Origin of the sequence: Acinetobacter sp. ABJ_C4_1 (assembly GCF_044538495.1) — a bacterium.
GTDB classification, from domain to species: Bacteria; Pseudomonadota; Gammaproteobacteria; order Pseudomonadales; family Moraxellaceae; genus Acinetobacter; species Acinetobacter nosocomialis_A.
Window position 1 is genome coordinate 73,426 of record NZ_JBIUCQ010000008.1, and the last position, 26,136, is coordinate 99,561.

General features: G+C 41.1%; 24 protein-coding genes. 18 read left to right on the forward strand and 6 right to left on the reverse strand.

The genetic code is table 11. From position 1 onward, the window contains the following. The first annotated feature begins 112 nt into the window (after positions 1-112). Complete coding sequence (locus tag ACIF8R_RS11475) at positions 113-688, forward strand: DUF4126 domain-containing protein (RefSeq protein ID WP_396480836.1); 576 nt, start codon at positions 113-115, stop codon at positions 686-688. Between the two features lie 723 nt (positions 689-1,411). Here the strand turns inward: ACIF8R_RS11475 and ACIF8R_RS11480 are convergent. Then, a complete protein-coding gene (locus tag ACIF8R_RS11480; RefSeq protein ID WP_396480838.1) occupies positions 1,412-1,756 on the reverse strand; it encodes a hypothetical protein in 345 nt (114 codons plus the stop codon). Positions 1,757-1,948: 192 nt separating this feature from the next. Beyond that, positions 1,949-2,233 (reverse strand): hypothetical protein, encoded by a 285-nt coding sequence (locus ACIF8R_RS11485; RefSeq protein ID WP_396480839.1) that lies wholly within the window; start codon positions 2,231-2,233, stop codon positions 1,949-1,951. 678 nt (positions 2,234-2,911) lie between these two features. Here ACIF8R_RS11485 and ACIF8R_RS11490 point away from each other — a divergent pair. Next, positions 2,912-4,141: a beta-ketoacyl synthase N-terminal-like domain-containing protein gene (locus ACIF8R_RS11490; protein ID WP_396480841.1), complete on the forward strand. Its 1,230-nt coding sequence runs from the start codon at positions 2,912-2,914 to the stop codon at positions 4,139-4,141. A gap of 97 nt (positions 4,142-4,238) precedes the next feature. Here the strand turns inward: ACIF8R_RS11490 and ACIF8R_RS11495 are convergent, their stop codons facing one another. Beyond that, the gene (locus ACIF8R_RS11495) at positions 4,239-4,940 is read right to left on the reverse strand and encodes an SDR family NAD(P)-dependent oxidoreductase (RefSeq protein WP_396480843.1); all 702 of its coding nucleotides are present in this window, start codon (positions 4,938-4,940) and stop codon (positions 4,239-4,241) included. Positions 4,941-5,256: 316 nt separating this feature from the next. Here ACIF8R_RS11495 and ACIF8R_RS11500 point away from each other — a divergent pair, with 316 nt between their 5' ends. From ACIF8R_RS11500 to ACIF8R_RS11530, 7 genes are all read left to right on the forward strand, one after another. After that, entirely contained in the window at positions 5,257-5,841 is a 585-nt protein-coding gene (locus ACIF8R_RS11500) for a TetR/AcrR family transcriptional regulator (protein ID WP_396480845.1), read from the forward strand. A gap of 197 nt (positions 5,842-6,038) precedes the next feature. Next, positions 6,039-7,238 carry an MFS transporter gene (locus tag ACIF8R_RS11505; RefSeq protein ID WP_396480847.1) on the forward strand — a complete coding sequence of 400 codons (1,200 nt, stop codon included), beginning with the start codon at positions 6,039-6,041 and terminating at the stop codon, positions 7,236-7,238. 488 nt (positions 7,239-7,726) lie between these two features. Further along, complete coding sequence (locus ACIF8R_RS11510) at positions 7,727-8,230, forward strand: DUF2867 domain-containing protein (protein WP_396480849.1); 504 nt, start codon at positions 7,727-7,729, stop codon at positions 8,228-8,230. Positions 8,231-8,310: 80 nt separating this feature from the next. Further along, entirely contained in the window at positions 8,311-9,012 is a 702-nt protein-coding gene (locus ACIF8R_RS11515) for a DUF1003 domain-containing protein (protein ID WP_396480851.1), read from the forward strand. Between the two features lie 110 nt (positions 9,013-9,122). After that, the gene (locus tag ACIF8R_RS11520; RefSeq protein ID WP_396480852.1) at positions 9,123-9,788 is read left to right on the forward strand and encodes an RluA family pseudouridine synthase; all 666 of its coding nucleotides are present in this window, start codon (positions 9,123-9,125) and stop codon (positions 9,786-9,788) included. Positions 9,789-9,919: 131 nt separating this feature from the next. After that, entirely contained in the window at positions 9,920-10,300 is a 381-nt protein-coding gene (locus ACIF8R_RS11525) for a ribonuclease E inhibitor RraB (protein ID WP_006581242.1), read from the forward strand. Between the two features lie 25 nt (positions 10,301-10,325). After that, positions 10,326-10,706, forward strand: a complete 381-nt coding sequence (locus ACIF8R_RS11530) for a nuclear transport factor 2 family protein (RefSeq protein WP_343569959.1) — start codon at positions 10,326-10,328, stop codon at positions 10,704-10,706. A gap of 46 nt (positions 10,707-10,752) precedes the next feature. Here ACIF8R_RS11530 and ACIF8R_RS11535 read toward each other — a convergent pair whose 3' ends face one another. Next, positions 10,753-12,843 carry a TonB-dependent receptor gene (locus ACIF8R_RS11535; RefSeq protein ID WP_396480854.1) on the reverse strand — a complete coding sequence of 697 codons (2,091 nt, stop codon included), beginning with the start codon at positions 12,841-12,843 and terminating at the stop codon, positions 10,753-10,755. A gap of 74 nt (positions 12,844-12,917) precedes the next feature. Between ACIF8R_RS11535 and ACIF8R_RS11540 the strand changes: the two genes are divergently transcribed. Beyond that, positions 12,918-14,063 carry a DUF1624 domain-containing protein gene (locus ACIF8R_RS11540; protein ID WP_396480856.1) on the forward strand — a complete coding sequence of 382 codons (1,146 nt, stop codon included), beginning with the start codon at positions 12,918-12,920 and terminating at the stop codon, positions 14,061-14,063. Between the two features lie 40 nt (positions 14,064-14,103). On the opposite strand, the gene ACIF8R_RS11545 is transcribed toward ACIF8R_RS11540, so the two are convergent. Continuing rightward, a complete protein-coding gene (locus ACIF8R_RS11545) occupies positions 14,104-14,571 on the reverse strand; it encodes an Lrp/AsnC ligand binding domain-containing protein (protein ID WP_001247568.1) in 468 nt (155 codons plus the stop codon). A 136-nt stretch (positions 14,572-14,707) separates the two neighbouring features. Here ACIF8R_RS11545 and ACIF8R_RS11550 point away from each other — a divergent pair, with 136 nt between their 5' ends. The 5 genes from ACIF8R_RS11550 (at position 14,708) to ACIF8R_RS11570 (ending at position 20,868) form a co-directional block, all read left to right on the forward strand. Further along, positions 14,708-15,973: a D-amino acid dehydrogenase gene (locus ACIF8R_RS11550; RefSeq protein WP_304401258.1), complete on the forward strand. Its 1,266-nt coding sequence runs from the start codon at positions 14,708-14,710 to the stop codon at positions 15,971-15,973. Positions 15,974-15,993: 20 nt separating this feature from the next. Beyond that, positions 15,994-17,097: an alanine racemase gene (gene alr / locus ACIF8R_RS11555; protein ID WP_396480858.1), complete on the forward strand. Its 1,104-nt coding sequence runs from the start codon at positions 15,994-15,996 to the stop codon at positions 17,095-17,097. A gap of 10 nt (positions 17,098-17,107) precedes the next feature. After that, complete coding sequence (locus tag ACIF8R_RS11560; RefSeq protein WP_000071346.1) at positions 17,108-17,467, forward strand: RidA family protein; 360 nt, start codon at positions 17,108-17,110, stop codon at positions 17,465-17,467. Positions 17,468-17,628: 161 nt separating this feature from the next. After that, a complete protein-coding gene (locus tag ACIF8R_RS11565) occupies positions 17,629-19,068 on the forward strand; it encodes an amino acid permease (protein WP_396480861.1) in 1,440 nt (479 codons plus the stop codon). A 369-nt stretch (positions 19,069-19,437) separates the two neighbouring features. Further along, entirely contained in the window at positions 19,438-20,868 is a 1,431-nt protein-coding gene (locus ACIF8R_RS11570) for an amino acid permease (RefSeq protein ID WP_396480863.1), read from the forward strand. Between the two features lie 62 nt (positions 20,869-20,930). Here the strand turns inward: ACIF8R_RS11570 and ACIF8R_RS11575 are convergent, their stop codons facing one another. Then, a complete protein-coding gene (locus tag ACIF8R_RS11575; protein WP_000861801.1) occupies positions 20,931-21,812 on the reverse strand; it encodes a LysR family transcriptional regulator in 882 nt (293 codons plus the stop codon). A gap of 165 nt (positions 21,813-21,977) precedes the next feature. On the opposite strand from ACIF8R_RS11575, the gene ACIF8R_RS11580 reads away from it, so the two are divergent. From ACIF8R_RS11580 to ACIF8R_RS11590, 3 genes are all read left to right on the forward strand, one after another. Further along, entirely contained in the window at positions 21,978-23,495 is a 1,518-nt protein-coding gene (locus ACIF8R_RS11580; protein ID WP_396480865.1) for a CoA-acylating methylmalonate-semialdehyde dehydrogenase, read from the forward strand. An 11-nt stretch (positions 23,496-23,506) separates the two neighbouring features. Then, positions 23,507-24,397, forward strand: coding sequence for a 3-hydroxyisobutyrate dehydrogenase (gene mmsB / locus ACIF8R_RS11585; RefSeq protein ID WP_396480867.1), 891 nt, complete (start codon positions 23,507-23,509; stop codon positions 24,395-24,397). A gap of 81 nt (positions 24,398-24,478) precedes the next feature. Beyond that, complete coding sequence (locus ACIF8R_RS11590; RefSeq protein ID WP_396480869.1) at positions 24,479-26,128, forward strand: AMP-binding protein; 1,650 nt, start codon at positions 24,479-24,481, stop codon at positions 26,126-26,128. Positions 26,129-26,136: the final 8 nt, after the last annotated feature.

The window sequence follows — 26,136 nt, forward strand, 5'->3', positions numbered from 1 at the left end:
ATATTTGCGTTCGCATTTAACAAAAAGCCCTGTCACCTGATGGGGCTTTTTGTTAATTTAAAAATAAGACTTACATAACAAGACCCGTGATGGGCATGAAAAGGAAACCGTTATGGAAACAATATTGGGTTTATGTATTGGCGTGGGGCTGAGCGCTGCCTGCGGTTTTCGCGTGTTTGTGCCGCTACTGGTCATGAGCATTGCCACCATGATAGGATGGTTTGAGCCATCGAAAGGCTTTGAGTGGTTAGCTCTACCATCGGTGTGTTTGGCTTTAGGTGTGGCAACGGTGTGTGAAATTGCAGCCTATTATATTCCGTGGGTGGATAACGCCTTAGACACGGTCGCAACTCCTGCGGCGATGATTGCGGGTACGCTTACCACAATGGCTGTGAGTAGTGGGGAAATGTCTCAGTTTGCTACTTGGGCAGCAGCGATTATTGTCGGTGGTGGCACAGCAGGTGTGGTGCAAATGAGTACCGTTGCTGCACGTGGTGTTTCAACTGCAACCACAGGTGGTTTAGGGAATTTTGTCGTTGCGACAGGTGAGTGGATTGGCGCAATCTTACTTTCGGTTTCAGCTATGCTGGTGCCTGCACTTGTGGCAATAGTGGTGCTGATTGCAGTTATTTGGGTGGTACGTTGGATTCGCCAGAAAAAGCAAGAACAGGCGCATACCCCGCTATAGGCGTATGCAAATAACAGTTTTAAATAAGCATAAAAAAAGCCCGACATCCTGTCGGGCTTTCTTGTATTTGGTGATTAGATATGACTCCTGTCGTATCTCACGCTCCTGGTGCTTGAACGTATTATTGTTGTTTTATGTTCCGGAACATCCTGTTCCTGTATGAGTTCATATTAGGAAAAAAGCAGAGTGTCGCCAATCCGCAAAATCCTTAAAAGTTTGTAGGATAAAACGTACAAGATTGCCTTTTAATTTATCATTATGTTCTCATGACGTTGTTTTAAATCGAGATATATTCATGCTGAGTGGTTGTGAAAAATGTGATGAATGCGGAAGCCAGTATTTAAAAACTAAATCTAGCATGGCCTCGTTGTGTCCTGAATGTGCTTCTATAATTTATGGATATACAAATTGTGAGCATGTTTTTAAAGAGGGACGTTGTATACATTGTTACTGGGATGGCAGCACAACCACTTATATTGAAGCCTTAAAGAAAAACTCATAAATATTCAGCTATAAAAAAAGCCCAACATCCTGTTGGGCTTTTTCGTATTTGGGTACTAGATATGACTCCTGTCGTATCTCACGATCCTGATGCATGAACCTATTATTGTTGTTTTATGTTCTGGAACATCCTGTTCCTGTATGACTTCATATTAGGAAAAAAGAAGGGTGTCGCCAATCCGCAAAAACCTTAAAAGTTTGTAGGATAAAACGTACAAGCCACTATTCATCTTGAGGTAAAGGCCAAAGAATATCTTTGTTTTGCTTGAATTTTTTGTACCAATATTGGCTTATCAGCGCTTTGTCATCTCTATCGAAATGATAAACGAATATATCTAAAGCTTCATTTAGGTCGAGGTCATAGCGAAACTTGGCAGTAGCTAAATGATCTTGTATTTCATATAACTGATTAAATATAGGCAAAGAATCTTCATAAGTTAATAATTGAATTTGTTGAAGAAGTTCTTTTATTTGAAGCTCATACGCATCTAAAACTCTTGCAAGATCAGTCTTTACATCTCTATAGGTGATAAGTCTTTGCTCAAATTCATCCCATGTGTAGTTCATTCTAATAAATGTTCAAAAGTTGAATGTAAGCACAGCATAACTTGATTGGTTATAGAGTTGATGTGATTTTTAAAAATACCAGTTCAGCTAACCCAATAACTCTGGCCTCTGCGCCACAACAGACTTTAATTTTTTGCGCTGATTTAAAGTAAAACACCATTGCAACACAGAGATAAAGAGCTAAGCCAACGCTTAGCCCAGACTACTGTTGTCACAACGCTGCATGACGCTGAAAAAAGTAGGGGCAAAGTCCCGTGGGAGAACAGGACTTTGCAAACTGACATGTTCGAGGCGCTGCATGAGCTTGGGGGAATAAACTTGCTCAAGCCGCTGGTAAATACAGTCACAACTCGACTCGCTATGCCCACCTGACAGGCAAATTTTTTCAAACTCCTGATGAGTCTCTGGGTCGTAAACCGAAACGCCGTAACTGCCAACTATGAAACTTAAAGCCAAAAAGGGTTTATAAATTTTCATATTATTCTCATGATTATTTATGTGTATAACTAAAATAAAAATATAATGACTTTGAGATTTAAAATAATTTTTTAAATAATAATTAATCCTCCTAAAAGCACAGGAAAATAAAATAATTAAAATTTTAAAATAAAAATAATTTATAAATTTAAAAAAATAAGACGTAAAAACCCAAATTTTAAATCAATAAAATAGTTAAATAAGAGAGAAAATGAGTTTGAAAAGTGTCATGGTCAACTCCTTAAAAAATGGAGTCCTACCACCAGATTACCGCGAATTAATTTATGGTGGTAGAACGAAAGGGGGTTGACAGACTGGAGCTCATAGACCCAGCACGCACGGGGCGTCCCCCTCCCGTCCTACCGCAAAGAAAGGGGACGCAAGGGTCTAACGAATTATAGTAGAACTACAATCCGCTATGAGCTTACGGTCTGTCAAAACCGTCTGGCAATGTAGGCCAGCAACGAAATAATAATCGGTGATTTTAAATACGTCAATTTAATATTTAAAATATTTTTGATTTAATAATAAAACTAAATAGATTTTAAAATAAAAATATTATTATTAACTTTTTATTTATATTTGATGAGAAAAAATAATAAATATAGAAATATTTTGCCAGTTCCAAAAAAGAACTTGGTTGTTAAGATCTATTTTGTCGTTTTTATAGAGATAAGAATGGAACGAGTTGTCATCACAGGTATGGGAATTAATTCTTGTATTGGAAATACATTAGAGACAGTAACCGAGTCCTTAAAAGCAGGCCGCTCAGGCATTCGCTATAACGATGTCTATGCAAAACTGAACTTTCGGAGTCATGTGAGCGCCACTGCCGAAATGAATTTTGAAAACATCGATCCAGATTTAAAAAAACACATGGGCGTTTGCACCATGTATGCCTACAACTCGGCACTCGATGCGTTACAACACGCCGAGCTTAACGCAAGTGATATTGCCAATAACCCAAAATATGGCGTGATTGGGGGAACAGGCGGCACCTCAACTGCGTCTATCATCGACATGTTGCATACCCTAAAAGAAAAAGGCGTCAGCGAAGTATCACCCGATTTAGCACCACGCTACCTCACCAGCACCATTAGCTCTAACTTATCACGCGCTTTCAATCTAAAAGGCGTATCTCAATCGGTTGCGAGTGCCTGCGCGACTTCAGCCGACGCAATTGGCTATGCATATCACCTTATTGCTGCTGGTAAACAAGACCTCATGCTAGCAGGCGGCGGTGAAGAAGACCATTGGTCGCAAACTGCAATATTCGATGCGATGGGAGCCTTATGCTCTAAATATAACGATGCACCAGAAACCGCTTCACGCCCATATTCAAAAGATAACGATGGCTTTGTGATCGCTGGCGGCGGTGGCATGGTGGTTTTGGAGTCTTTAAGCCATGCCCAAAAGCGCGGAGCAAAAATTTTGGCAGAAGTGGTTGGGTACGCTGCCAATAGTGATGGTGTCGATATGGTAGCTCCAAGTGGTGAAGGCGCGACTCGTTGCATCAAACTGGCACTCGCAGAAGCCAAGCAAAACGGCTCAGACACCATCGACTATATCAACACGCATGGCACTTCAACGCCAGCAGGCGACATTCCCGAACTATTGGCCATAGAAAGAGCTTTTGGCAGTGAAAAAGTCCCTCCGCTCAGTTCAACCAAGTCGATGACTGGACATAGTTTGGGGGCAGCAGGCGTACACGAAGCTATTTATTCTATTTTAATGCTGCAAAATAACTTTATCGCCCCGAGTATTAATATTACCGAACTACGCGAAGAAGCTAAAAAGTTCGATATTGTTCAAACAAGCCGAGAAACCGAACTAAAAACAGTGATGAGTAATAGCTTTGGTTTTGGTGGGGTAAATACCTGTCTGGTTTTTAGAAAATGGGAAGGGTAGTTTAAATACGAAATATATGTGGGCTTGAGCAAAAGAATAAATTTAAAAAGTTAAGAAAAGCGTAATGGATTACGCTTTTTCTCTCATCAGACATAGTTTAAGCAGCTTGAATAGCTTCACCACAAAAAGAAACCGTTTCTTGTTTATGCTGGTGTAAGTACCAGAACTGATCTGCAACTGTTTGTGGATGTACCGCGTAGGTTTTATCCTTCGCTTCTGGGGTTCCATCTACAAAACCATTTACAATCACTTGGCTCACATAAACATTTGAGTCAGCAAGACTATGAGCAAGCAAGTTGGTGGCCTTGTATTGAGCGGCAGCGGTAGTTGCTAACGATGAGTACTCTTTGGCAACCAAGTCGATGCCTACTGCATCGAAAGCAAAAATTCCGTTTGTCGATAAAATACTACCGTGGTTCTTCTCTAAATCACCTAAGCAAGCTTGTACCGTCGCAATATAGCTCGAAACACGAATATGAAAGCTTTTGGTAAGCTCTAGTGGAGGGGTTTTTAAGATATTACCTTCAATATCATGGAAAGCATTCCAATGAATATTTTTAATCTCTCCTAATTGATCTTTAATACGTTGAATAAGGTTTGGTATATCTTCAAGAACCGCTAAATCACATGTAAAAGCGTAAGCTTCAATACCTTGTGCCTTAAGTTCTAAAATGGCTTTTTCGAGTTTTTTAGCATTACGTGCCACTAAACCGATTTTATAGCCTTCTTTACCAAACTTATGTGCTACGGCTTTGGAAATACCTGTTCCATAACCAAAAATTATAATATTGTTGTTCATTATAAAGTTCCAGAAAACCAATTATTTGGTTAGAAATAGTTTATAATATGTTTTTATAATGTATTCAAGCGAAAAAATTAAATCTAAAAATAATGCAGAAACAACAAGACAAAAATATGAAAAACATTAATTAAGTCAGTTGGTTTTGAATGGTCTGGATAATATAGCTTTTATTAAAATTTTACCTTTATGGAAAACCTAGAATAGTGATTTTCGAATTGAAGAAATGTTTACCTATGAAATAATTTTTTAGTTTGACTTCTCTATTGGTCTGTCTTAAATTAATTGGAACGATCGTTCCTTTTAGATATGTTTTATGCGAACCAAAGAATTTGAAACTGATGAAATTGCTGATGCTGCAATGCAGGTTTTTTGGCGTCACGGTTATGCTGCAACTTCAGTTCAAGACTTGGTTGACGGTACTGGACTATCTAGAAGTAGCCTTTACAGTACCTTTCAAAACAAACAAGGGCTTTATCAAAAAGCGTTACAGCGTTATGAACTTTTAAAAACACTTAACAATGTGAAGCTGTTGTCTGGTTCAGGTTCGCCGAAAGCCCTTATTCAGCAATTACTGATAAATGTGGTTGAAGATGAGCTGAATGATTCAGAACACAAAGGCTGCCTCGTTGCAAATGCTTGTTTGGAACTGGCTGGGCATGATGAAGACGTCTCTCAATTCGTTGTAAGTAACCTACAGAAACTTCAACATGCTTTAGAGAATTTATTAATTAAAGCTCAACAATCTGGTGAAATTGCCTCTACCCAAAACCCACGTGCGTTGGCAAGTTTCTTTCTAAACACCATGCAAGGTTTACGTGTTCTAGGGAAAGGCAGCCCACTTGAACAAAGAAAGCAATGTTTAATGGATGTGGTCGAGGTTGCTTTAAACGTTTTATAAAACTCATTTAAACCTTAACTATGGTTGAGCTGAATAGTTAAGGTTTTTATTTAACTTAAATTGGAATGATCATTCCAAAATAATGATTTTAGTTCACATGGAGAACAAATGCCTTTCCATCCTAACCTGATAAAACAAGCATATAGCGATGCAGAGCAGAGTAAGTACGCTTTAAAAGAATTTGAGAGTAAAGCTTTATGAATACTAAGAGTAATGAAACATCTCATCAGTTAACTGATGAATTCTCTACTCAATTACCAATTTGGAAACTGTTGGCTTTTACAGTTGCAGGCTTTCTGACCATTATGACAGAAACCATGCCAGCAGGGCTTTTGCCTCAAATCAGTCAAGGCTTACATATTTCAGAAGCTTATGCAGGGCAGCTTATAGCAGTGTATGCCTTAGGTTCTGTTTTAGCGGCAATACCGCTGATTAGCCTTACGCGTAGTTGGAATCGGAGACCCTTATTACTCAGTGCTATTGCAGGGTTACTTTTATTTAACGCGATTACTGCCTTATCAAATGACTATATGCTGACTTTGATTGCTCGTTTTATTGCAGGGATGGCCGCGGGTGTTATTTGGGGGCTTTTAGCGGGTTATGTAAGACGCATGGTCTCTGCATCTTATCAGGGACGAGCTTTAGCAATTGCTGGGGTTGGGCAACCGATTGCTTTATCAATAGGGGTGCCTTTGGGTGCGTGGTTGGGAACATTGTTTGAATGGCGTGGCGTGTTTTGGATCATGTCTTTACTAGCATTGATTTTATTTGTCTGGATTCGTTTTAGCATTCCTGATTTTGCAGGACAGTCAGCACAGAAAAGGTTGCCCATTTTAAAAGTTCTTTTAATGCCGGGCATTAGAGCTGTTTTAGCAGTCGTCTTCCTTTGGATATTGGCGCATAGCATTCTTTATACTTATATTTCACCATTTTTGGCCTCGACAGGGCAGACATACAACGTTGAGACTATCCTGTTTATATTCGGCATTTCTTCAATTTTCGGCATTCTCATTACAGGCATGTTTATCGATCGTTCATTAAGAAAAATAACGCTTTTAAGCTTATTGATCTTTGCAATCGCAACAGCGCTGTTAGGTGTTTATAGCTCTTCAAGTTTTGTCGTACTGGCGGGTGTTGTGTTATGGGGAGTTACTTTTGGTGGGGCTCCAACATTATTACAAACAGCTTTGGCAAATACTGCGGGACACGAAGCAGATGTAGCGCAGTCTATGTTGGTCACGGTATTTAACCTTGCTATCGCATTTGGTGGAATGATTGGCGGAGGACTGCTTGAAAGTCTTGGGGCAGCTTCTTTTCCGTGGTTTATGCTGGCTTTTGCCCTGATAGGGTTATTTACTGTTTACCATGCTCGGAAACATGGTTTTATTTCTTCATAAAAGACTTTTGCCCTTCATGACTAAAAAATGAAGGGTGATTTACTTTTTATAGTTTGATGCACTTTTGTCAAAAACAGTTAATGTTTTGGTAAAATAAACCGAAAAATACAAATAAAGTGGAATTTAAATATAACTAATTATGGGTAAATGGGAATAAATTCTTTTAAATTTGCTTAATGGCGTAAAAATTCCCAAAAATATTAAAAATTAGCTTTTCTTAGAAAAACAATCCCGCAGGGTGCTGGCTAAACTATATCTCAAGGGTGTGATAGGGATCGAAAAGAGTAGCATGCACCAAAACGTATAACGTTAGTGTGTACTCACCCAAAAGGTCTCGATTCGGCTTAGGACGCTATAGATCAAAAGTTTATAGGCACAAGGTTATAACTTACAAAGTTATGATTGTTGAAGTAAACCATAGATGTTTTCCCTTGACACCCTAAAAAATTCTCTATAATAAAAACGATACTTTACAAGAATATAATTTAATGAATAAGCCTTATCTTTCTGAGCTACCTACCGACAGTCAAATCTCATCTCAATTGAACAATGCTTACTTCCACGACTCGTGGAGTATTGTGCTGGGTCAACCCGACCTGAATGTATTTCAGCAACTTATTAAACTGTTCCATCACACCCCAGAGTGGGTAGAGTGGAGCATGAATATGCGTAATAAAATTACTTCTAAAATTGGGCTTAAAGACTTAGGAAGTTTTAAACAGATTGATTCAAATAAAAAAGAAAATGAGTATGTCGCAGGCGACCGAATTGGAATTTTTACCTTACGACAACGTACCGAAAATGAGTTAGTGATTGGAGACGATGACAAGCACTTAAATGTGACTTTATCTGTTTATAAGAATGAAAAGACCCAAGTGTTGACTATAACTACAGTGGTGCATATTAAAAATTGGCTTGGAAGACTCTACATGGTGCCAGTGATTCCTGCACATCGCAAAATAGTGCCAGCAACTTTACAAATATTGGGTTAAAGCATTATTTTTATTTACGATGTGGTCGCCTGAAATCATTTATATAATATCCTTATTATTATAATTGCGAGCTGAATAAGATGGAAAATAAAAACCAGTGTCGCCAATGCGCCGTATGCGGAAAGAATTTCCCGTTAAAAGAGCTGGTTTCGGGTGAAGTCATTCGGAATGTGATTAGTGATGAAATTATAAAAGATCATCCAGATTGGAATTACTCAAGTTTTATTTGTCGAGCCGATCTGGCAGATTATCGAATTAAATACGTTCAGTCACTTTTACGCTCCGAAAAGGGCGAACTTTCTAATTTAGAAAATGAAGTGATTGGCAGTATGCAACGCCATGAGCTGATTAGCCGAAATACCGAATCCGACTTTGATCAAAAATGGACGTTTGGGGAAAGATTGGCAGATAAGATCGCGACATTTGGGGGTAGTTGGGCTTTCCTGATTTGCTTTGCTATTTTCTTAACGGCTTGGATTATTTTAAATACCGTTGTGATGGTGACACGTCCAGTCGACCCTTATCCTTTTATTTTACTTAATCTGGTTTTGTCATGCTTAGCGGCAATTCAGGCACCTATTATTATGATGAGCCAAAACCGTCAAGAAGCCAAAGACCGTCTGCGTTCTCAACATGACTATCAAATTAATTTAAAAGCCGAGCTTGAGATTCGCCATTTGCATGAAAAAATGGATCATCTTTTATCGCATCAGTGGGAAAGGCTTGCGCATATTCAAGAAATTCAGCTCGATCTTTTAGCTGAAATGAATAAAAAACGATAAAGATTTTCCGAGTTTCACGTGGAACATGATGAGAGCTTATAGATTGCTTTGCGGTAGGTCCGAAATTTCTTTATGATTTGCCGCCATGCTCCATTGCTGTTTCTACGACCATGCCTTTAAACGACAACTTTGTTTACGCTCCGCCACAAGATCCGCTTTCAATTTTATTTGAAGATGACGATTTAATTGTGGTTGATAAACCTGCGGGCTTGTTGTCAGTCATGGGGCGCCTACCTGAGCATCATGACAGTGCTTATTTAAGGGTGCTGGAAAAGTTCCCTTTGGCTAAAGTGACGCATCGTTTAGATATGGCGACGTCGGGCTTACTTATGTTTGCCAAGCACCGTGATGCAGAAGTCGCGGTAAGTAAAATGTTTCAGGCTAGAACAGTCAAAAAACATTATGTTGCTTTGGTGCAAGGCGAAGTGGCAGAAGAGGGCAGTGTTGAAGTTCCACTCATTACCGACTGGGAAAATCGCCCGAGACAAATTGTACATTTTGAATTAGGCAAACACGCTAAAACCTTGTTTCAGCCTCTTACCTATGATGAAAACACTGATCAAACTCGAGTATTGCTTGAGCCAGTCACAGGGCGTTCGCACCAGCTACGTGTGCACATGATGCATATTGGACACCCGATTATGGGCGACAAGCTGTATCATCCTGAACCAAAACGTTTTCATTTAAACCGAATGGCTTTACATGCTGCATATTTGGCTTTTCAGCATCCATTGAAAGGCACAGATGTGGTCATTGAGTCGCAAGTGCCTTTTTAAAATTTATATACAATTAAAAATTCAATTTGGTGCAATTGGGAACGGAATATATACCCAAATTGCAATAAAAGTCGGGTATTCTTGATGTCGAATAATATTAATACTGCGACAACAACAACAAGGACAATCTAATGAACCGCGATTACGAACAATTTCCAGATGATGATAACGGCAATGTACTTTGGCAAATGGTTGAAGATGGGGATGACTTAACCGAGCTGCATGAAATTGAATTTTCAATTGCTTTTCAAGATCAAAAAAATGCAGAGCAATGTGCACTTTACTTACTTTACCAAGAACAAAAAGTTTCACTTTTCCAAGATGACTCTGTTGAGCCAAACGAGTGGGTAATTACCATCTTTGTGAATATGGAACCTGAGTATTCAGATATCGTTGATTTGGAACAATGGTTTGCCAGCATCGCTGAAAAATTTCAGGGTGAATATGACGGATGGGGCTGTATGGCCTATGTCTTTGAAGAAGAAACTGAAGAAGACGACCTGTTACAGTAAGGTCTAAAAAGAGTAGGAGATAATCATGAACTTATCTCAAAAACAAATTGCGGTACGGTTTTTAGAACTTGCCGCAGCAGGCGAAGTTGATGAAGCCTATAGCAATTACACTGCGCCTAACTTCAAGCATCACAACCCTTACTATGCGGGTGATGCGACTTCGTTGAAGGAAGGCATGCGTGAAAGTGCGGCTGAAAATCCAAACAAAGTCTTTGATGTTCAACATGTCATTGAAGATGGAACTTTAGTCGCCGTGCATTCAAAACTTGAAATGCAAATGAACGACAAACCTACCATTTTGGCTGTGGTTCATATTTGCCGTTTTGAAAATGGAAAAATTGCTGAGCTTTGGGATATCGGGCAAATGCAGCCTGAACAGCTTGTGAATGAAAATGGCATGTTCTAACAAAAAAGCCCGAAAATAATTCGGGCTTTTTTATTTTCTAGATGAATTAAAACTTCCACTGTGCCGAGATTGAAGCATTCAGTGGCTCACCTGGTTGAATCCATAAATCGCTATAGCTTGAGACATAGTAGGTTTTATCAAATAGGTTGTTTACGTTCAGCTGATAACGTAAGCGGTCAGATGGAGCATAGTAAGCATTTAAGTTGACCAACGTATAGCTTGGTAAATTAAAGCCATTATCAAGGTTATGTCCACTGCGTTCACCCACATAGGTAAGGTTGGCACCTACACCTGCTTTTGTTGAACCTTCTTGTAGAAACTCATAATTGGTACTTACAGAACCTTGGTGTTTTGGCACATTGCTTAGACGAGCGCCTTTTGCCAAGTCTTGGTCTTTTTCAATTTGAGCATCGGTATAACTATAGTTGGCATTGACGAACCAATGGTCAGTGATTTGGCTATTTAAGTCAAACTCAATTCCTTTACTACTCACTTCGCCTGCTGCGGTTTGAAAGTTACTGTCAATTGGGTCGGTTGTGAGTACATTTCGTTTTTTCATTTTAAACAAAGCGAGACTCAGCACACTTTGGTCATTCACTTTATATTTGGTACCGACCTCGTAGCTTTCGCCTTTTTCAGGAGCAAAAGTCTGTCCATTTCGGTTCATACCACTATTCATCGCAAATGAGCGACCATAGTTGGTATAAAACGCCCATTGGTCAGAGGCTTTAAAATTTACTCCGAAACGCGGACTATTCTGGTGAAGTGTCTGGTTGCTTTCAGTTTGAGTCAGGTGATTTTTAAAGTCTTGTTCGACCTGATCAAAACGGTTACCGAATAGCACGCTCCACTGGTCATTAAAAAAGATCTGGTCTTGTAGATTAAGCGCAAAGTAACGCTGCTGTTCTTTGGTGTTGGTAAACGGTGCTAAGTTTGGTAAATATTTGCCATATTCAGGTTGGTAAATATCAATTGTGTTTGGCATGCCAGCACTGTGATTACGACGAAGCTGGTTTTGTTTGTAGTCGAGTTGACCAAGTTCGGTTGAAAGTAAAATTTCATGGCGAGCCCAAGACGTATCAATCTTGCCAAGTAACTCTGTCTGAGCCAGCACATCTTCACTTGTATAATCACGATAGCGACGTTGACGCTCTAAAGTACGTCCATCGGCTTGCATACGACGAGGTTCGGTTGCAAAGCCGACCATTTTGGCGTCTTTATAGCTAACCGCACTATTTAGCTTCCAGTCAGGGTTAAATTCGTGACTCAGACGTAATTGGTAAAAGTAATCTTTTATTTTCAAATCGCCGTCGTCAGGTTCACCTGTAAAGGTTTTCGGGTCCATCACAAACTCATGATTGACGGTGCTCACACCACGGTCAAAGGTTCCTTTATGCTCTGTAAATTCACTGTCAAAGTCGAGTTGCGTCTGGTCTGAAATTTTCCATGTGAGCTGTGGTGAAAAGAACCAGCGTTCACTGCTGACATGATCACGAAAGCTTTGATTATCTTCGTGAGCCACGGCTACGCGATAGGCCAGTTCATCGTTAATAGGGGCAGTGTGTTCCAGACTTATTCGATATTGTTCTTGGGTATTGGCACGTAGGTTAACTTCACTTTCGCTTTCCCACTGTGGTTTTTTACTATTGAGGTTCAGCAAACCTCCTGTTTCGCCGCGACCATATAGAGCAGCCATTGGCCCTTTTAAAAACTCTAAAGATTCAATATTTACGACATCTTTTGGCGCATTAATCCCTCGGTTGACACTCAAGCCGTTTCGAATCATGGATGCACCTAAGTTGGGATCGGTACTAAAACCACGGAAAGAGTAGTTATCCCAAAAGCCGCCACCAAAACTGTTTTGATGAAAAACCCCACTCACCAAGCTTAATGCGTCATCAATCCGTTGAACGTCTTGTTGTTCCATCATTTGTTTTGAAACATAAGCACGATTAAAAGGAACGTCTAAAACATCGTGAGAAAATTTAGTCGCCGAGCTATTTTGACTCACACCTTCTTGGGTGCTTTCAGCCTGAACGCGTATGGTCTCAAGTACCGTTGACGTTTCTTCTGCCCAAGTGAATGTCGATATAAATGATAGACCCAACGAAGACAACAATCCTAATTTGTGTTGCATAAATAATCAGCCATGAAAGACAAAAGAACTATAATGTAATAGTATAACGTTACATTATTTTATTGATTACCGCTATGTCTTTAGAAAAGAATATTGAACGTTTACAGTCGATTGATGCATTGCGTGGTTTGGTGATCATCATTATGTTGCTCGACCATGTAAGAGAAACTTTCTATTTACATAAACAGGTTACCGATCCAATGGACGTAACAGTAACAGAACCAGCATTATTTGGTAGTCGATTATTGGCACATATTTGCGCTCCGGTTTTTGTACTTTTAACGGGTATTTCTGCATTTTTATTTCAATCAAAAAAACAGGACTTACAAAAAACGCGTGCTTTTTTATTAAAGCGTGGCTTATTTTTAATTGTGTTAGAGCTTACCCTTGTGAATTTTGCATGGACAGCGACTTTTCCACCCGAAGTCATTTATTTACAGGTGATTTGGGCGATAGGTATTAGCATGGTGGTGCTAGCGTGCTGTGTAAGTTTGCCTTTGCCTGTTCTTGCTGGTGTAGCGTTGGTGATTATTTTTGGGCACAACTTATTAGATTCTGTGCACTTCTCGCAAGGCATCCTACAGAATATATGGTTCGTTTTACACGAACGTGGCTGGCTTGAGTTTGCAGGTATTAAGCTTCGCACAAGCTATCCGGTTTTACCTTGGATTGGGGTGATTTTATTAGGCTACGTTTTAGGTCAGTTCTTTAGTTCAAAATATACACCAAAGCAAAGAAGCCGTGCTTTACTCAGCCTTGGTGTGGCAAGTATTGGGTTATTTATTTTACTGCGTTTTATCAACGTCTATGGTGACCAGCCGTGGCAGCATTTTGAGTCATTACAACTGAGCCTTATGAGCTTTTTTAACCTCACCAAGTATCCGCCGTCTTTATTGTTTATTTTGCTAAATGTTGGGATCGGATTAATTGTAATGACTGCTTTTGAACGTATGCAGCAATATTCATTTCTAAAACCATTGGTCGTGTTTGGCTCGGTGCCGATGTTCTTTTATTTACTGCATTTATATGTGCTGAAACTGATGTATGTATTTGCACTCAGTATATGGGGAGCTAACTATGGAAGTTATTTGTCGGTCAGCCATGTGTGGATGCTGTGGTTAATCACAATTGTGCTGTCTTTTGCACTCTACCCAGCAGTTAAGTGGTTCTCGAAGTTCAAACATCAAAATAAACATATTTCGATTTTAAAATATTTCTAATTTCTAAAATGTGAGTAAAGCGAGTTCAATAATGCTCGCTTTATTTACTCACATCTAAATATAAAGTTTCTTTGACTTCTTCCATGACCACATAACTATGTGACGATGCTGAAGCGGGAAGTTTCTTTAACAGATCTCCCAATAAGCGGCGGTATGCGCTCATTTCTTTTAAGCGCGCTTTTACAAGATAGTCAAATTCACCTGAAATAAGGTGACATTCGAGCACTTCAGGAATCTCGACTAAATCTCTGGCCACTTGGTCGAATACATCGCCTGATTTGGCAGATAACTTAATTTCTAAAAAGACAAGCAGGTTACGATCTACGTAGGCGGGGTTTAGCCGTGCGTAATAACCCATGATAATGCCATCGCGTTCTAGGCGTTTTACACGCTCTGAACAAGGGGTGGTAGAGAGGTTGACTCTCGATGCCAATTCACTAATCGCAATTCGTCCTTCACGCTGCAAAATGTCCAGAATCATGCGATCTATACGATCTAAGGGGCGCATAGATATTTCCTCTTTTTTTAAAATTCTCGCGAGAAAAACATAAATTTACCTAGATTATACCCTGAAAAACAGTGAAATAAACTATTGAAGCAGAAATATACTAGTGAAATAAACTGGTGTGCGTGAGGGAATGGAAATGCGCGTAATTGTATTAGGTAGCGGCGTTATTGGAGTGGCAAGTGCCTATTATCTAGCTCAACAAGGAGCTGAGGTCACTGTTCTTGATCGCCAGTCAGGTCCTGCTGAAGAGACAAGTTTTGGTAACGCAGGTCAAATTTCGCCTGGGTATTCAACCCCTTGGGCAGCACCAGGAATCCCTTTTAAAGCTGTGAAATGGATGTTCCAGCACCATGCACCGCTTGCAATTAATTTAGATGGCAGCATGTGGCAGTTACAGTGGATGGCACAAATGCTGAAAAACTGTAATCCACAAAGTTATGCTGTGAACAAAGAACGTATGATGCGCGTGGCTGAATACAGCCGTGACTGCTTACGTGAACTCAGAAAAGACACAGGTATTCACTACGAAAACCGTGCGAAGGGTACGTTGCAGTTATTCCGTAAAGAAGCACAAATGGAAGCGGTTCAACGCGACATTAGCGTGCTTGAAGAATGCGGCGTAAGCTACGAATTATTAAATGGCAACGAGCTTGGCCGTGTAGAACCAGCGTTGGCTAATGCACAAGATAAATTGGTCGGTGGTTTACACCTACCAAACGATGAAACAGGTGACTGTTATTTATTTACCAATGCCTTAGCTCAAATTGCCAAAGAGCTAGGTGTTAACTTCCAGTTCAACCAGAACGTAGAAAAATTGATTGTTGAAGGCGATCAAATTAAGGGCGTTTTGGTCAATGGTAAAGTTTTAACTGCAGATCGTTATGTCCTAGCATTTGGTAGCTATTCACGTGATTTCTTGAAACCACTCGATCTACAGTTGCCTGTATATCCTGTGAAAGGTTACTCGTTGACGATTCCAATTGTTGACCCTGCTTTTGCTCCGCAATCTACAGTGCTGGATGAAACCTATAAAATTGCGATTACGCGTTTTGACCAACGTATTCGCGTAGGCGGTATGGCAGAACTAAGCGGTTTCAATTTAGGTCTGAACGAAGACCGCCGTGCAACCTTGCAAATGGTGACTCAGGACTTGTTCCCGGGTGGCGATATGGCACAGGCGTCTTTCTGGACGGGTCTACGTCCAATGACACCAGACAGTACCCCAATTATTGGTGCGACTCGCTTTAAAAATCTGTTCTTGAATACAGGTCACGGTACTTTAGGTTGGACCATGGCGTGTGGTTCAGGAAAATTAATCAGTGACATCGTATTGAATCATAAGACTGATATCAGTACCGATGGCCTTTCAATTCAGCGTTATTCACACGCGCACGCTGCATAGCGGACGTTAGGAAAGTAATCATGCCTCGTCCTATTACCGCAGTGATCCACCGTCAAGCCTTACAAAATAACTTGGCGGTGGTACGCAAGGCTATGCCAAACAGTAAGGTCTTTGCCGTTGTAAAAGCCAATGCTTATGGACACGGAATTGAACGTGTTTATGAAGCATTTAAAGCAGCAGATGGCTTTGCCTTACTGGATCTTGAAGAAGCAAAACGAATTCGTGCTCTAGGCTGGACAGGTCCAATTTTATTGCTCGAAGGAGTTTTTTCTCCTCAAGATTTATTTGATTGTGTGCAGTATCAGCTTAGTTTCACCATTCATAGTGAAGCGCAAATTGAGTGGGTAGAAAAGCATCCTTATTCGGCCCAATTTGATGTTTTCTTGAAAATGAACAGTGGAATGAACCGTCTTGGTTTTAAACCACAAAACTATGTTCAGGCTTGGGAGCGTCTAAATAACTTGGCAAATGTGTCCAAGATTACGCACATGATGCATTTTTCAGATGCAGATGGCGATCGTTTCGGCCAGCAAGGCATTGATTATCAAATCACTGCATTTGAAGAAATTATTAAAGATTTACCGGGTGAAAGATCGGTAAGTAATAGTGCGGCAATTCTGCGTTATCAAGACCAGCTCAAATCAGATTATGCACGTAGCGGCATCATGCTCTATGGCAGCTCGCCAGATTACCCGACGCATAGTATTGCGGATTGGGGCTTACAACCGACCATGAGCTTACGCAGCGAAATTATTGCCGTTCAGCATTTAGAACCAAATGAAAGCGTCGGTTATGGCTCAAATTTTGTCGCAGAGCAGCCCATGACGATTGGGATTGTGGCTTGCGGCTATGCCGATGGTTATCAGCGTATTTCACCAACAGGTACGCCTGTTTTAGTGGACTCTGTCCGCACTCGTACAATTGGCCGCGTCAGCATGGATATGTTGGCAGTCGATTTAACGGGCATTGAGAGTGCCAAAGTCGGTAGTGAAGTCGTGCTTTGGGGCCAATCAAGTACAGGTGTCGTTTTACCTATTGATGATGTCGCAGTTTCATCTGGTACGGTGGGCTATGAACTGATGTGTGCTGTCACCGCCCGTGTTCAATTTATTAATCAGGTATAAGGAAATCCGAATGTCTAATTCAGATATACAAAAAATTAACACTAACGAAGTCATGAGCGCCGTGACTATTTTTAACAAAGTGGTTTATCTGTCAGGTCAGGTACCTAAAAATACCGAGCAAGATGTGGCAGGCCAAACTCGTGAAATTCTTGCCACGATTGATGAACTTTTGGCATTAGCCAATACCGACAAATCTCGCTTGCTCTCTGCACAGCTCTATTTAAAAAATCTTTCTGACTTTTCAACCGTAAATGCAATTTGGGTTGATTGGTTAAAAGGGTGTGTTGCTCCATCGCGTGCCACAATTCAGGCCGATTTGGTCAATCCAGATTGGTTAATTGAAATTGCCGTGACGGCAGCACAAAAGTAATTCGTTTTTACTCCAAAAATGATGATGTATCTAACAGAAGGAAGATAGATACGGTTTAACCAGTCATTTTTGGTGAACAGATTCAGTGACCTATGGCATACGGTTCGATTTTCGCCATAGGTTGCTGATCTTAACAAAGGAATTCAAAAAGGAATTTTAATATGACAACGGCTCGTCATTCAGATACGGAAAACTCTCCTGATCATCTGCAACGAAAACTGTCTAACCGTCATTTACAACTGATTGCTATTGGCGGTGCAATTGGAACTGGCCTATTTATGGGCTCAGGTAAAACCATCTCCCTCGCAGGCCCTTCAATTCTCTTTATTTATATGATTATTGGAGGCATGTTCTTTTTCTTAATGCGTGCAATGGGTGAGTTACTTCTTGCAAATCTGCATTACAAATCTTTTGTTGATATGGCTCATGACCTGATTGGTCCTTGGGCCGGTTACTATTTGGGCTGGACCTATTGGTTAGGTTGGGTGCTGGTGGGTATTGCGGACCTTTCAGCAGTCATTAACTATTTGAGTTTCTGGTTGCCCGATGGCGCAAGTTTTTCCCCAATACAGCAGGCCATGATTAGTGCAGGTTGTGTATTGTTTGTCATGGGACTTAACCTACTGACAGTACGGCTATTTGGTGAAATTGAATTCTGGTTTGCTCTCATTAAGATCTTGGCGATTATTGGCCTGATCGGAGTAGGCGGCTATATGATTTTCAGCCATTTCCAAGCTCCACAAGGTGCTGTTGCAAGCATTAGCAATGTTTGGGCGCACGGTGGTTTATTCCCGAAAGGCACCGAAGGCTTCTTGGCAGGATTCCAGATTGCTGTATTTGCTTTTGTCGGGGTTGAACTGGTAGGTACAACAGCTGCTGAAACCAAAGACCCAGAAAAGAACCTACCGAAAGCAATTAATGCGATTCCGGTACGTATTATCCTGTTCTATGTATTGGCACTCTTTATTGTGATGTCAGTAACCCCGTGGGATCACATTCGTGCAGATAAAAGCCCATTTGTTGAGTTATTCTTAAATGCGGGTATTCCAGTTTCTGCCATCATCATGAACTTGGTGGTGCTGTCTTCAGTGATGTCATCAATGAACAGCGGTGTGTTTTCAACCAGTCGTATGTTGTTTGGTCTATCAAAAGATGGTCAGGCACCGGGTGCATTTGGTCGTTTATCAAAACGTGCAGTTCCTTCAAATGGTTTAATTTTTTCTTGTACTTTTATTATGGGCGGAGCAGTGCTTCAGTACTTTGTTCCAAACACCATGGAAGCATTTACGTTAGCAAGTTCACTTTGTGTGATTCTATTCATTAGCGTTTGGAGTCTCATTATGGTGTGCTATTTACGCTATCGTAAATTACGTCCTGAATTACATGAAAAATCGACTTTCAAAATGCCGGGTGGCATCTGGATGAGCTATGTGGTTTTAGCATTTATGCTTTTCACTTTAGTTATTTTGGCGCTAGAGCCAGATACTTTGAAAGCTTTATATGTGAGTCCAGTATGGTTAGTCATCTTGGGTGTTACCTATCATGTGTTATATAAACCACGCATGAAAAAGCTAGGACGAGAACTCGTTAACGATCATTAAGTTTTATTAAAAAGCCAATCGAACATGATTGGCTTTTTTTATTTTCTTTCTATTTTTTATCGGAATAATGTTGTTTATTTTTGAATCACTAGTGCAGTTTGGAGGGGGGAGGGAAAGCGACATCAAGCATTATCACATGCTACACTTCGGCTAATCTGGTGAATCGAGATTGGATAATTAAAATTGCCGTGAAGGCAGTACATAAATAATGCAATTTAAAAAACAGGGATAAAAGATAGTTCAATTAAGGAAAAAATATACTTGAACATATTGTCCCGATGTATAGACTCAGCAACCCATGATATACGGTTCATTTTCTCCCTATATGTTGCTGATTGAAATTAAGCAAATATAAAAAGGACTTCTAATATGACAATGGTTCATCATTCAGATGAGGCAAGTTCCCCTGATCATTTACAACGGAAATTAAGTAATCGCCACTTACAGCTTATTGCAATTGGCGGTGCAATCGGTACCGGTCTATTTATGGGCTCGGGCAAAACCATCTCCCTCGCAGGTCCTTCAATTCTCGTTATTTACATGTTAATTGGTGGTATGTTTTTCTTCCTTATGCGTGCATTAGGTGAATTACTGCTTGCTAATTTACATTACAAGTCATTTGTTGATATGGCATATGACTTGATCGGCCCATGGGCTGGCTACTACATAGGCTGGACCTATTGGTTAGGCTGGGTATTGGTTGGTATTGCCGATCTTTCAGCGGTCATTAATTATTTAAGTTTCTGGTTGCCCGAAGGCGCCAGTTTCTCACCAATGCAACAAGCCATGATTAGTGCGGGCTGTGTGCTATTTGTCTTAAGCCTTAACCTTCTTACAGTTAAGTTGTTTGGTGAAGTAGAATTCTGGTTCGCACTCATTAAGATTCTAGCGATTATTGGCTTGATTGGTGTGGGTGGCTACATGATTTTGACTCACTTCCAAGCTCCTCATGGTGAGGTTGTAAGTGTCAGTAACGTATGGTCACATGGTGGTATATTTCCAAAAGGTGTAAGCGGGTTTTTGGCAGGTTTCCAGATCGCCGTATTTGCCTTTATTGGTGTTGAGCTGATTGGTACAACAGCTGCTGAAACCAAAGATCCAGAAAAGAACCTACCAAAAGCAATTAATGCGATTCCAGTACGTATTATCCTGTTCTATGTGTTGGCGCTTTTTGTCGTAATGTCAGTCACACCGTGGGATCATATCCGTGCAGATAAAAGCCCATTTGTTGAGTTGTTCTTAAATGCAGGTATTCCTATTTCTGCAATTATTATGAACTTGGTTGTACTGTCTTCGGTTATGTCTTCAATGAACAGTGGCGTGTTTTCAACAAGCCGTATGTTGTTCGGTTTATCGAAAGATGGTCAAGCACCGAGTGTATTAGGACGTTTATCAAAACGTGCTGTACCTTCAAATGGTTTAATCTTTTCATGTATTTTCATTATGGGCGGTGCAGTGCTTCAGTACTTTGTTCCAAACACAATGGAAGCATTTACTTTGGCAAGTTCGCTCTGCGTAATCCTGTTTATTAGCGTGTGGATTTTAATCATGGCGTGCTATTTACGTTATCGTAAAACTCGTCCTGAGCTTCATGCTGCATCAACCTTTAAAATGCCTGGTGGCGTTTTGATGGCGTATGTGGTTATTGCATTCTTCTTGTTTACTTTAGTGATTTTGGCACTAGAGCCAGATACATTGAAAGCACTCTACGTCAGCCCAGTATGGTTAGTAGTTTTAAGCGTAACCTACTATGCGTTCTATAAGCCGCGTATGAAAAAACTAGGCCGTGAAGTTTTTTAATTATCCTTTCTCGATTTACCAAAAAAGCCAATCATGATTGATTGGCTTTTTTATTGGGGTGTCTAATCAACCAGTAAATGTTGATACTTATCGGCCTGTTTACGCAAATAATCCCAGACCAGTTTAATGCGAGGTTCGTGCTGTAAATCAACAAAAGTCAGCATCCAGAAGGTATGAGTAAAGCGAACTTGCTGCTCTAATACTTCTTCGAGTTCAGGTTTATCGTCTGCTAGAAACTTGGGCAAAATCGCAAGCCCTGCACCCGCACTGACTGCAATTTGCTGAGCCAAAATACTGCTGCTACGAAAGTTAGCATTGAGCTTTAAAGGTAACCGTTCTAAACAGTACAGTTCAGGGCTATACACCAGATCATCAATATAGTTCACAAAGCGATGCTGGGTTAAATCTTCTAGACGTCGAATAGGTGGGTTTTGCGCCAGATAGTTTTGGCTGCCATAAATTTTTAAGCAGTAGTCTGATAACCGCGTAATAATATAAGGTCCGGACGTTGGACGTTCAATCGACACTACAATGTCTGCTTCACGGTGTGAGAGCTTAATCATTTTTGGTACTGGAATTAGATCGATGGTGAGCAGTGGATACTGAATCGAGAACTCCGCCAGTAAGCGTGCTAAAAATGCAGTTCCAAAGCCCTCAGGTGTGCCAATTCGCACACGACCTTGCAAAGGTTGATGTGGTTTTTCAATTTGTAAGAAAGCTTGTTCCATTTGCTCAACTCGAGGAACAAGTGCCATACCTTCGAGTGTCAGCTCATAACCAGTCGCTTCACGCTTAAACAGCGTTGTACCCAAAGCAAGTTCTAGAGCCTGAATCCGTCTAGCCACCGTACTATGCTCGACACCAATAATACGAGCAGCATTGGTTAAGGTTTTAGTGCGAGCTAAAACCAGAAAAAACTGTAGATGATCCCAATCCACTTTCATTTTTGTTATTGTCCCTGTGCATATTTGCACAACAATCGTGCATGAATTTGCATTGGTGGTCAAAGCTTTCTTTGTTAGTCTCAAATGAAACCTGAATAAAGAAAATACATAGATCAGTATTTTCTAATAATTGAACACAATAAAAATATGGCCTATGGAGAGGTTATGAACACAATCCAAAAAATCGAATTGGAAACCGCTAAATTACTCATTAACGGACAGTTCATCGAATCTAAAACACAGGAATGGCAAGATATTATTAACCCTGCCACTCAGGAAGTGATTGGTCGCGTACCATTTGCAACGGTTCAAGAAGTTGACGCTGCTATTCAATCTGCACAAGATGCTTTTGCTTCTTGGCGCCAAACCCCAATTCAGGCACGTATGCGCATCATGCTCAAGTTGCAAGACTTGATTCGTGCCAACATGAAAGAAATTGCACAAGTATTGACGGCTGAACAAGGTAAAACCTTAGCAGATGCCGAAGGTGATATTCAACGTGGTTTAGAAGTGGTTGAACATGCCTGTTCGATCGGCACTTTGCAAATGGGTGAATATGTTGAAGGTGTAGCACGTGGTGTAGACACGTATACCTTGCAGCAACCTTTGGGTGTCTGTGCGGGTATTACGCCGTTTAATTTCCCTGCCATGATTCCGCTTTGGATGTTCCCAATGGCAATTGTGTGTGGCAACACCTTCGTTTTAAAACCATCAGAACAAGATCCTTTATCAACCATGATGTTGGTTGAACTTGCAATTCAAGCAGGTATTCCAGCAGGTGTCTTAAACGTTGTGCATGGCGGTAAAGAAGTAGTTGATCGTTTGTGTACCCATAAAGATATTAAAGCGATTTCATTTGTAGGCTCAACTGCGGTTGGCACACATGTTTATAACCTTGCAGGGCAACATGGCAAACGTGTTCAGTCGATGATGGGTGCAAAAAACCATGTGGTTGTCATGCCAGATGCCAATAAAGAACAAACCCTAAATGCCTTGGTGGGTGCAGCGTTTGGTGCTGCTGGGCAACGCTGTATGGCATTGTCTGTTGCAGTCATGGTTGGCGACAGCAAACAGTGGATTCAAGAGTTAGTCGAAAAGGCCAAAACTTTAAAAGTAAACGCAGGCCATGAGCCAAATACGGATATTGGTCCAGTCATTTCAAAACGTGCTAAAGCGCGAGTGTTGGACTTAATTAATAGCGGTGTTGAGCAAGGTGCAGAGTTACTACTCGATGGTCGTAATGTTCAAGTACAAGGTTATGAGTCAGGTAACTTTGTGGGTGCCACGATTTTTAGTGGCGTAAATACCGACATGCGTATTTATAAAGAAGAAATCTTTGGTCCGGTACTTTCAATTATTTGTGTAGATACACTCGATGAAGCGATTGCTCTAATCAATGCCAACCCATTTGGTAACGGTGTAGGTCTATTTACCCAAAGCGGTGCCATTGCACGTACTTTCCAAAACTTAATTGATATTGGTCAAGTGGGTATCAACATTCCAATTCCTGTACCAGTGCCTTTCTTTAGTTTTACGGGTTCAAGAGGTTCAAAACTCGGCGATTTGGGACCATACGGCAAGCAAGCTGTTCAGTTTTATACCCAAACCAAAACGATTACCAGTCGCTGGTTTGAAGATAGCCATGAAGTTGGCGGTGTAAATACAACCATTAGTTTACGTTAAGGGGATCACGGATGAATATCGCCTTTATCGGTCTAGGCAATATGGGCGGCAGAATGGCCCATAACCTACTAAAAGCCGGAATCAAAGTTTACGGTTATGACCTCAGTGAAGTTGCTATTCAGCACTTCGCCGAGGCAGGTGGCATAGTCTGCGACAGCCCTCAGGCAGCAGCAAAACAAGCAGATGTGGTCATTACCATGTTGCCAGCTGCAAAGCATGTTAAAGAGGTTTACTTGGGTGAAAATGGTGTTTTAGAAGTGCTAAAAGCAGGTAGCTTATGCATTGATAGCAGTACAATTGACCCGCAAACCATTAAAGACATTGCCGCTGTTGCACATGGCAAAAATATTAAAATCTGTGATGCGCCAGTTTCAGGTGGAACCATTGGTGCTCAAGCGGGAACCTTAACCTTTATGGTGGGTGCCGATGAGCAAACCTTTAACGACGTGAAACCTGTACTCAGCCACATGGGCAAAAATATTGTTCACTGCGGTGATGTGGGTGCAGGTCAAATTGCCAAAATCTGCAATAACCTGATTTTAGGTATTTCAATGGCTGCGGTGGCAGAAGGCATGGCGTTGGGTGTGAAACTCGGCATCGACCCACAAGCATTGGCTGGTGTCATTAATACCTCAAGTGGCCGTTGCTGGAGCTCGGATGTATGTAACCCATGGCCGCATATTAATGAAAATGCGCCTGCGTCTCGGGGCTATCAAGACGGCTTTGCGACTCAGCTGATGCTAAAAGATTTAGGACTCGCTGTAGAGGCTGCGGGCCAAGTCAAACAACCAGTGGTATTAGGTGGCATGGTGCAACAGCTCTATCAGCAAATGTGTATGCGTGGTAATGCCAATCTCGATTTTTCGAGCATTATTCAGCAATACCTGCCACAAGAGGCATAACGGTAAAGCCAAAGGATGGCTTTAAACCAATAAATCAAACCCTGTCGTGAATAACAACAAATCCGGACTGAGGGAAAAGATATGATGGATTATCAAAATGCTGCACAGACTTTCGATTTAGAAAGCACTGCCAAACAGATGTTGTCAGGTTCACTCGATGCACTGAACGCTTGTTATGAATGCTGTGATAGACATGCAGATGGCGACAAAATCGCGCTGTATTGGCAAGGGAAAGACGGACGAAAAGAGCAATACACCTTCCGTGAACTAAAAGAATGGTCGAGTCAGTTTGCTAACTTTTTAAAATCACAAGGTGTGAAAGCGGGTGACCGTATTTCAGGCTTATTGCCAAGAACACCTGAACTGATTGTGACTATTTTGGCGGCTTGGAGAATTGGTGCGGTGTACCAACCTCTATTTACTGCATTTGGCCCAAAAGCGATTGAGCACCGTATTCAGCTTGCACAAAGTAAGCTGGTGGTGACCGATATGGGTAACCGTAGCAAGCTCGATGAAATTGAAAATTGCCCTGCAATTGTGACGATGGCCGACGCACAAGGCACCCCGCTTAAAGCAGGCGATTTTAACTTTTGGAATGAAGTAAAGCAGCAGTCTGATCAATGTGATCTAGTCATGCGTAGCATCCAAGATCCTTTCTTGCTCATGTTTACTTCAGGCACTACAGGGCCAGCGAAACCATTGGAAGTGCCATTAAAAGCACTGATTGCTTTTGGTCGATATATGCAAGATGCCATTGGTTTAACCGAAGAGGACTCGTTTTGGAATATTGCCGATCCGGGTTGGGCGTATGGTTTGTACTATGCGATTACTGGGCCATTATTCTTGGGCCACGCTACTTTGTTTTATGAAGGTGGGTTCAGCACAGATAGCTTATGCCAAATTGTGAAAGATTATAAAGTTAACAACTTGGCAGGTGCACCAACCGCTTACCGCATGATGATGGCAGCTGATCCGGCACAAATGGCGCCGTTAAAAGGACAATTCCGTGTGGTGAGTAGTGCAGGAGAGCCGCTAAATCCGGAAGTAATTCGTTGGTTTAAACAAGTCCTTGATGCTCCAATTTATGACCACTATGGGCAAACTGAAGTGGGCATGGTGGTGTGTAATCATCATGGTTTAAGACATGAAATTCATGCTGGTTCAGCAGGTTTTCCAAGTCCGGGCTATCGTGTTGCGATTGTTAATGAACAAGGTGAGGAACTTCCGCCAGACACACCGGGAATTTTAGCAGTCGACATTAGCCAGTCTCCAATGATGTGGTTTGGTGGCTATAAAGAAAGCCGAAAATCGCCTTTTGTTGGTCATTACTATTTAACGGGCGATACTGCCGAGTTACATGCCGATGGCAGTATGAGCTTTGTAGGACGCAGCGATGATGTAATCACCACATCAGGTTATCGGATTGGACCTTTTGATGTGGAAAGCGCACTACTTGAACATGATGCAGTGGTTGAGGCCGCAGTGATTGGTGTGCCTGACCCAGACCGTACCGAAGTTGTGAAAGCATTTGTGATTTTAGCTACGGGTGTTCAGCCTACAGAGGCACTTGCTGAAGAACTCAGCCAGTTTGTTAAAAGACGACTTTCTGCTCATGCTTACCCACGTTTAGTTGAATTTGTGAGTGAATTACCTAAAACTCCAAGTGGCAAAATTCAGCGCTTTTTATTGCGTAATCAAGAAATTGCTAAACAACAAGCTAAAGCAGGGTAAAGGAAATA